The sequence below is a fragment of the Pseudobacter sp. genome (assembly GCF_051955275.1).
Taxonomy (GTDB): Bacteria; Bacteroidota; Bacteroidia; order Chitinophagales; family Chitinophagaceae; genus Pseudobacter.
Genome location: NZ_JBQCGW010000231.1, coordinates 1 through 3833 on the forward strand (window position 1 = coordinate 1; position 3833 = coordinate 3833).

Genomic DNA, 3833 nt, shown 5'->3' on the forward strand with positions numbered 1-3833 from the left:
AACCGATATCCGCAGGTGATACATAGGTTTCTGCGATCATGCCCGAGTCCGGTGAAATGAAGCCCAGCAACTCACCGGTCTGCACGCTGCCTCCGGCATACCGGCCATTGAACTGTTGCACGGTGCCGCTCACGGGGGCTTTTATTTCCAGGAGGTCGCGCTCCCTTTGCAACTGGTCCTTGCCTGAGCTGTATTGTTGTGCTTCCACACGAGCCTGTTCCAGTTCCTGCTGCCAGCGTGCCTGCTGTTCGGCTATCCTTGCCTGATAGGCCGCCCTGGCCTGCTCATATGCGTATTTCTTTTCAATGAATTCTTTTTTGGCGATCACCTTCTCGTCATAAAGCCTGGTGAACATATTGTAATCCGACTTCAGTTTTTCCACCAGTGCCCGCTGCTCGGAGACGGATGCCTGGTGAAGGATGTATTGCTGGCGGTACTGTCCGGATTTCACCCGGTGACCGGCACCGCTGGCCAATAATTGCAGATCATTGATATATGAGTTCCGCTTGTTGAGCTCAAAATTTGCCTGGTTGAGTTTGCTGTTGGTGATATCCTGCTGCATCAGGAGTAAGGGGTCTCCTGCTTTAACGTTCTGTCCGTCTTTCACCAGCACTTTGGCGATGGAGCCGGTGGTAAGACTGCGGAGCTCTGTTTTTTCGGTAACCGGACGAATGATACCGGGCACATTCACGCTCACGTCTACTTTGATGAAAATGGCGGCAACCAGGGCCAGTACAATGGCACCCAGCACCGTGGTGTAGATGATCTGGCTTTTCACTTTGATTCGGGGCAGCCAGGTATAGGCAGATTGCTGCATTACCTCGGCCGGAAGGATCCTGGACATGGGATGGCTGTTTTATATACAAACAATTAACCGGACTAACTTTACTAGGTGTACCGGTAAAATATTTTTGGCCTGGGCCTGGGGAGAGTTGCTGAACGTTTTCTGAAAGGACGGAAAGAAATTATACGGGCAAATTACCGGTTCAGATTTAAATTATTCGCGAACTGGATATTTTGACCTGAAGCGGGGGTGTGAATGGAATGATACGGGTATTAATGCAAAAAAAGTTGGCGGTAAACACCGCCAACTTTTTAAACCCTTTAATAAACCTGTCCCTTTAAAACAGGAATAAGGACAACGATCAGTATGGTTTTGATAGGCATTGAATCCATTGGTTCCATTTGGATAGAAGATCCGGATTTCGTTCAATAGAATGATGGATTTGTCCATGTTGCCCTGTCCTGTGTGTTACCGTTGCTGTAAAATTAAAAGCCCGGCCGGAGCAGTTCGTTTTTCTGGATAGGATCGGATTCCTTGTTGGTGATACAAATTTTGCGAAATATCAATCTTTTTCAAAAAAACGGGGGAGGACAAATAGTAGATCACCTGAAAAAAAATCCAAATGAGTAGGCAAATGGGGGACAGAATAGGGTAACAGTACTGATACTGTGAAAGAAAGATATATGATTAAAATAAAATTGGATGGAGTGGTTGAGGCGGGCAATAGTTGCCGCGGTGATAAAATACCGGCTTAGTGTATTTGGTACGTGGGTGATTATGGAGGATTGGTATGCCAATTCGAGGCATTCATTTACTCGGAGGGCAGTCGCTCGCGTCCACGCGAGTGACAAATATTGGCTCGCCTCCGGCAAGCATCATGTTGCCAGAGGCGACAGAATAAATGTCGCTCACGGGGATGCGAGTTACTGGGCACATGCTGATATTCAATAACAGCTTTTTTAAGCTGCTTCTAATTAAAAAGGCGACCCTATGGCCGCCTCTTATAGCTGATTGATAAACTTTCTTATTGTAACTGATCCAGGTAAGCTCTCAGGCTTTCTTCTTCCGGCAGCCTCAGTTTTTTCTTTAACCTGTATCTTGCTTTCTTAACACTTTCCGGCTCCACTGAAAAAATATTGGCGATCTCCTTGTTGTTCATACCTGCCAGCACAAAACAGGTAAGTTTCACTTCATTGGCGGTGAGATCCGGATGTTTGCGGGTGATCTTATCGATGGTGTTTTGATGCAGCAGGTTGAAGCTGCGGATAAACTCCGCCCAGTAATCCTGGTCGTTCAGGTTGCTCTTGATCTCTCTCGCGATGCGGCGGCTTTCTTCATTATTGCTGGTATACAATTTCTCCTGCAACTGCTGCAGGTAATCCCGCTTGTTAGCCAGCTGAACGGAAGCACTGGCGATCTGTGCCTGCAATGATCTGGCTTCTTCCCTCACCTGCTCTACCAGGTTCCTGGCCTCATTGGCAGCGTCCAGTTTTTCTCTTTCCAGTTGCTCATATACCTGGCGCAATGCGATCTGTTTCTCCTGTTCTGCTACACGTCTGGCAGCTTCAAGAGCACTTGCTTTGGCTGTATTGATACTGGCTTTCACCTTCCTGTAGCGAAGCCACACAAAGAGACTAAGGCCTGCAAGCGATACCAGCAGCAGGGGAGCAAGCCTGCCCTGCCATTGATTCAAACCGCCTACGCTGGTCTTTTTATAAGGAAGTACACCGGGATAGGATGCGCTCTGGATGGGCATTGTAGCGGCCTTGCCCCGGGCAGCCAGACTATCACGCAATAGCTTCGACTGCCGTTCGTATGACTGGCTCAGCATATTATCGGCCGAAAGGCGGTAGCTGGCCGCCAGTCCATCCAGCACAGCAGGTTTGAGATAATGATAAGCGCCAACTATATTGATACCACTCAATGCACGGCGATAATAAATGATGGCCTGATCGATACTGTCCATGGCCATATACATATCGGCTCTTTCCTTGAGAGCGAGGATCGCATAATGATGATCGTTATTATCCTGCAAAATATTGATGGCCGCCTCATTCAATGGCATGGCAGTGTTCAGTTCCTTGCGTTTATGCCAGAATGCCTGCAACTGGTAATAATAAAAGGAGAGGAGGGCCTGGTCCTGGTTTTTCTGTGCAGCTGCCATCAATGAATCTGTGATCAGTCTGGCCTTGGCAGTTTGATCAGCTTCCTCGTAACAGAGCGCCTGGAATAAGGTGGCCTTACCTGCAAGGTCCTGCTGCCTGGGAGCCGCCAGTGCAGCATGCTGCAGGTAAGTAAGGGCTTCGGGATAGCGATCGAGCTGACAGAGCACTACTCCGATATTATAATTAAGCAAAGGGAGCTCCTCCGTAACATCGGTTTCGATGGCTGCCTTCTGCGCTTCCTGGTAAAAAAGATGCGCCTGCATGAAGTTCCTTTGTTGTTCATACAGGGACGCCAGCAACTTAAAACTTTTCACCAGGCTAGCGGTACTGCCTGTACGCATACCGATATCGATGGCAGACATCATGTATTTTTCTGCCTCATATGTATTTTCAAAACAGGTGAGTTGATAAAGCTGGTGAAGGATGGAGATCTGCTGATCAGGCTTTTTGGTACGCGCCAGTCTGGTCAACAAAGAATCGCCCGGATGGGCAATAACCGGCCGGAATGCCAGTAAAAGCAGTAACAGGGTAAGGGGGAATACCATGGTAGTCCCGGGTTTCAGGTTAAGCATTTTTTCCTTAGGATTATAGATACTTCTGATATCTGGTAAGCGGTTTTCCGAGGAATTGGAGAGCGAAATAAAGAAAAAACCAATTAAAACCCCCTTAAAAAGATTATAAAATAATTAAAAGCCCCTGCAATGGCTACCTTAGCGGCATGACCATTCAACAAGTGATCAGCTACCTGGAAGGCATTGCGCCCCCCGCCCTCCAGGAAAGTTATGATAATGCCGGCCTGCTCACCGGCGATGCCGGATGGAACTGTACCGGCGTGCTCTGCACCCTGGATGCCACAGAAGAGGTGATCCTGGATGCCATTGATA

The 3833-nt window shown here is 48.2% G+C and carries 3 protein-coding genes; 1 reads left to right on the forward strand and 2 read right to left on the reverse strand.

Translation table 11 applies throughout. The features are described from left to right. Positions 1-844 (reverse strand): HlyD family secretion protein (locus ACTHMC_RS20205; RefSeq protein ID WP_440415857.1); only part of this gene is annotated, 844 nt, incomplete at its 3' end. Positions 845-1808: 964 nt separating this feature from the next. Further along, the gene (locus ACTHMC_RS20210; RefSeq protein WP_440415858.1) at positions 1809-3521 is read right to left on the reverse strand and encodes a hypothetical protein; all 1713 of its coding nucleotides are present in this window, start codon (positions 3519-3521) and stop codon (positions 1809-1811) included. Positions 3522-3667: 146 nt separating this feature from the next. Here ACTHMC_RS20210 and ACTHMC_RS20215 point away from each other — a divergent pair. After that, positions 3668-3833 (forward strand): Nif3-like dinuclear metal center hexameric protein (locus ACTHMC_RS20215; RefSeq protein ID WP_440415859.1); only part of this gene is annotated, 166 nt, incomplete at its 3' end.